Origin of the sequence: Cellulomonas septica (assembly GCF_012396155.1) — a bacterium.
GTDB lineage: Bacteria > Actinomycetota > Actinomycetes > Actinomycetales > Cellulomonadaceae > Cellulomonas > Cellulomonas septica.
Genome location: NZ_JAAXOY010000288.1, coordinates 1 through 4,358 on the forward strand (window position 1 = coordinate 1; position 4,358 = coordinate 4,358).

A 4,358-nucleotide genomic window follows, 5' to 3' on the forward strand; every position below is an offset into this window, starting at 1 on the left:
CAGGACGCGTGCGCCACCGCACGTGCGCCCTTGCGCGCCGAGCAGCCCCCGCGCGCCGTGCGCGCCGATCACCGCCGATCTCCGGAGCACCCCATGACGGACACGTCGACCCGCCCTGACCGCACGGACGCGACCGCGCCGCCACCGTCGCCCGGCTCGCGCCGGCCCACGGGGAGCTGGTGGAGCCGGCAGGACCTGACCCGCGGCTTCTGGGTCAAGACCGTGCTCGTCGCGCTCGTCGACGCGCTCGGCGTCTACGGGATCCTCGCGGCCGGTGCGCTGGGCCAGTGGGGGATCGTCGCGTTCCTCGTCGTCGCGCTCGTCGCGGTGAACGTCGTCTACTTCTCCAAGAAGATGCTCCCGGCGAAGTACCTCGTGCCGGGCCTGATCTTCCTGCTCGTGTACCAGGTGTTCGTCGTCCTCTACACGGGCTTCACCGCGTTCACGAACTACGGCGACGGCCACAACTCGACGCAGGCCGACGCGGTCGAGGCGATCCTCGTGCAGAACGAGGTCCGCCTCCCGGACTCGCCCACCTACCCGCTGACCGTCGTCGTGAACGGCGACGAGCTCGGCTTCGCGGTCGTCGACGGCGAGGGCGACGCGGAGCTCGGCACCGCCGAGCAGCCGCTGGAGCCCGTCGACGCGACGCTCGAGAACGGCCGCGTCGCGTCCGTCGACGGCTGGGAGACGCTGCAGTTCACCCAGGTGCTCGAGCGCCAGGACGAGATCTTCGCGCTGCGCGTCCCGATCTCCGACGACCCCAACGACGGCAGCGTGCGCACGCCCGACGGCTCGACCGGGTACGTCTACGTCTCGACGATGGAGTGGGACGAGGCCGCCGGCACGATCACCGACACGTCGACCGGCGACGTCTACACCGCCGACGAGGAGCAGGGCGCGTTCGTCGCCGCCGACGGCTCGCAGCTCGGCACCGGGTGGAAGGTCTTCGTCGGCTTCGAGAACTTCAGCCGCGTCTTCACCGACTCCAAGCTCGCCGGGCCGTTCGTCGGCGTGTTGCTGTGGACGTTCGCCTTCGCGATCATCTCCGTCGCCCTGACGTTCGGGCTCGGCCTGTTCATGGCGATCGTGCTGAACCACCCGAAGGTGCGCGGCCGCAAGATCTACCGGTCGCTGCTGATCGTGCCCTACGCGTTCCCGGCGTTCCTCACGGCCCTCGTGTGGCAGGGCATGCTCAACCGCGACTTCGGGTTCGTGAACGCGACGCTGCTGGGCGGCGCGAGCATCCCGTGGCTCACGGACCCGTGGCTCGCGAAGATCTCCGTGCTCGTCGTGAACCTGTGGCTCGGCTTCCCGTACATGTTCCTGATCTGCACGGGTGCGCTGCAGTCGATCCCGAACGAGATCTACGAGGCCGGGAAGATCGACGGCGCCAAGCCGCTGCGCCTGTTCCGGTCGCTCACGATGCCGCTGCTGCTGGTCTCGACCGCGCCGCTGCTCATCTCGTCGTTCGCGTTCAACTTCAACAACTTCAACGTCGTCTACCTGCTCACCGAGGGCGGGCCGGACGACCTGTCGGCACCGGTCGACGTCGGCGCCACCGACATCCTCATCACGTTCGTCTACCGGCTCGCGTTCGGCGGCGTGAACCGTCAGTACGGCCTCGCGTGCGCGGTGTCGATCCTCATCTTCCTCATCGTCGCCTCGATCTCGGCGGCCACCTTCAGCAAGACCCGCGCCCTGGAGGACCTGCACTGATGGCTGCCACCACGCTCCCCGCCGGCACCACCGACGCCGGCCTGCGCCCCGACCAGAACGAGACCACCCCGCGCGGCGTGCGCTGGTGGCGCGAGCTCGGCTGGCGTCACGTCGTCACGTGGGCCGTGCTCGTCTTCTGCTTCATCCCGATCCTGTACGTGCTGTCGTCGTCGCTGAACCCGACCGGGTCGCTCACGGGCTCGAACAAGCTCTTCTCGAGCATCTCGTTCCAGAACTACGTCGACCTGCTGAGCGACCCGGTCCACCCGTACGTGCGGTGGTTCGCGAACACGATCGTCATCGCGACGACCACGTCGATCGGCACCGTGCTGCTCGGGGCGGCGGCCGCGTACGCGTTCTCGCGGTTCCGGTTCCGCGGCCGTCGTGGCGGCCTGCTGTCGCTGCTGCTGCTCCAGATGTTCCCGCAGGTGCTCGCGTACGTCGCGATCTTCCTGCTGCTCGTGACGCTGCGCGAGGTCTTCCCGCTCATCGGCCTCGGCTCCCCGCTCGGCCTGATCCTCGTGTACCTGGGCGGCGCGCTCGGCGTGAACACCTACCTCATGTACGGGTTCTTCAACACGATCCCGAAGGAGCTCGACGAGGCCGCGAAGATCGACGGCGCGAGCCACGCGCAGATCTTCTTCTCGATCATCCTGCGCCTCGTCGCGCCGATCCTCGCGGTCGTGGGCCTGCTCTCGTTCGTCGGGGTGTTCTCCGACTTCCTCATCGCGTCGATCGTGCTCGTCGACCCCGAGTCGCAGACGCTCGCCGTCGGCCTCTACCAGTACGTGAGCCAGCGGTTCTCCGAGTACTGGGGCGTGTTCGCGGCGGGTGCCGTGATCGCCGCGATCCCCGTCGTGCTCCTGTTCCAGTTCCTCCAGCGCTACATCGTCTCCGGCCTGACCATGGGCGCGGTGAAGGGATGACCGTGCGGCACCTGCTCGACCAGCCCCACCACGACGGCTCGGAGCTCTACGTCCCGGCGGGCACGCCCGCGCTCGGCGACGTCGTCCCGGTGCGGTTCCGCGTGCCCGCGTCCGCCACCGAGCGCGCGCTGTGGGTGCGGACCGTCCGCGACGCGGAGCCCCGCATGGTGCAGGCGCGGCTGGACCGCGCCGACGCCCACGAGCGCTGGTACGTCGCCGACGTGCCGGTGCACAACCCGGTGACGTCGTACCGTGCGCTGCTCGACGAGCCGGGCGGCTACCGCTGGCTCAACGGGCGCGGGCTGTTCTCCCGCGACGTGCCCGACGCCGCCGACTTCCGGCTCACGGTGCACGAGCCGGCACCCGCGTGGACGTCGTCGGCCGTCGTTTACCAGATCTTCCCGGACCGCTTTGCGCGGTCGGGCGTCTCGCGCACGCTCCCGGAGTGGGCCGAGCCGGCGGAGTGGGACGACGAGCCGATCGGTCGCGGTCCGTCGACCCCGGTGCAGCTGTACGGCGGCGACCTGCTCGGCATCGAGCAGCGGCTCGACCACCTGCAGCGGCTCGGTGTCGACACCGTCTACCTGACGCCCGTCTTCCCGTCGCAGTCGAACCACCGGTACGACGCGCGCACGTTCGACCACGTCGACCCGCTGCTCGGCGGCGACGAGGCGCTCGTCTCGCTGCGGCGCGCGCTGCACGGGCGCGGCATGCGCCTGGTCGGCGACTTCACGACGAACCACACGGGCGTCGCGCACGAGTGGTTCGAGCACGCGCTGCGGGACCGGTCGTCGGAGGAGGCCGAGTTCTACTACTGGGACAAGGAGTCCGACCTCGGGTACGTCGCGTGGCTCGACGTCCCGTCGCTGCCGAAGCTCAACTACGGCTCGTCCGCGCTCGCCCGGCGGATGGTCGAGGGGCCCGGCTCGGTGATCGGCCGCTGGCTCGGCGAGCCGTTCGCGCTCGACGGCTGGCGCATCGACGTCGCCAACATGACCGGCCGGTACGCGTCCGACGACTTCACGCACCACGTCGCCCGGACCGTGCGCGCGACCATGACCGAGCTCAACCCCGACGCGGTCCTGGTCAGCGAGCACTTCCACGACGCCGCGGGCGACCTGACCGGCGAGGGCTGGCAGGTCAACATGAACTACTCGGCGTTCACCAAGCCGCTGTGGACCTGGCTCGTGGACCCCGCGACGACGCTCGACTTCCTCGGCATCCCGACGACGATCCCGCGCCGCGGCGGCGTGTCCGTCGTCGAGACCATGCGCGAGTTCGACGCGACCGTGCCGTGGAAGGTCACCGCGCGGCAGTGGAACATGCTCGGCTCGCACGACACCCCGCGCCTGCGCACGGTCGTCGGAGACCCGGCGCTCGTCGAGGTCGCGGCGGGCCTGCTGTTCACGTACCCCGGCACGCCCGCGCTGTTCGCGGGCGACGAGGGCGGGGCGACCGGCACCAACGGCGAGCACGCGCGCGTCCCGATGCCGTGGGACCAGATCGAGGCGGGCGGCGGCGACCGCTGGGACGCCCGCACGTTCGACGTCTACCGCTCGCTCATCGCGTTGCGGCGGTCGTCGCGCGCGCTGCGCGAGGGCGGCCTGCGCTGGGCCGTCGTCTCCGACGACGCGCTGGCCTACCTGCGGGAGACGGCCGACGAGCGCGTGCTCGTCGTCGCGGCCCGCGCGCCGTGAGATCGGAAGAGCGTCG

General features: G+C 70.5%; 3 protein-coding genes. All 3 read left to right on the forward strand.

From position 1 onward, the window contains the following. The first annotated feature begins 93 nt into the window (after positions 1-93). The 3 genes from HGA02_RS11700 to HGA02_RS11710 are packed head-to-tail and all read left to right on the forward strand — an operon-like array spanning position 94 to position 4,342. Entirely contained in the window at positions 94-1,719 is a 1,626-nt protein-coding gene (locus HGA02_RS11700) for an ABC transporter permease subunit (protein WP_168679158.1), read from the forward strand. Beyond that, positions 1,719-2,645: a sugar ABC transporter permease gene (locus HGA02_RS11705; RefSeq protein WP_168679159.1), complete on the forward strand. Its 927-nt coding sequence runs from the start codon at positions 1,719-1,721 to the stop codon at positions 2,643-2,645. Before HGA02_RS11700 ends, HGA02_RS11705 begins: the two co-directional genes overlap by 1 nt. Then, a complete protein-coding gene (locus tag HGA02_RS11710) occupies positions 2,642-4,342 on the forward strand; it encodes a glycoside hydrolase family 13 protein (protein ID WP_246247707.1) in 1,701 nt (566 codons plus the stop codon). The genes HGA02_RS11705 and HGA02_RS11710 overlap by 4 nt, the downstream gene beginning before the upstream one ends. Positions 4,343-4,358: the final 16 nt, after the last annotated feature.

Coding starts and splice junctions, on each gene's coding strand:
- HGA02_RS11710 (WP_246247707.1), top strand. CDS start 2,642: ATGACCGTGCGGCACCTGCTCGACCAGCCCCACCACGACGGCTCGGAG.
- HGA02_RS11705 (WP_168679159.1), top strand. CDS start 1,719: ATGGCTGCCACCACGCTCCCCGCCGGCACCACCGACGCCGGCCTGCGC.
- HGA02_RS11700 (WP_168679158.1), top strand. CDS start 94: ATGACGGACACGTCGACCCGCCCTGACCGCACGGACGCGACCGCGCCG.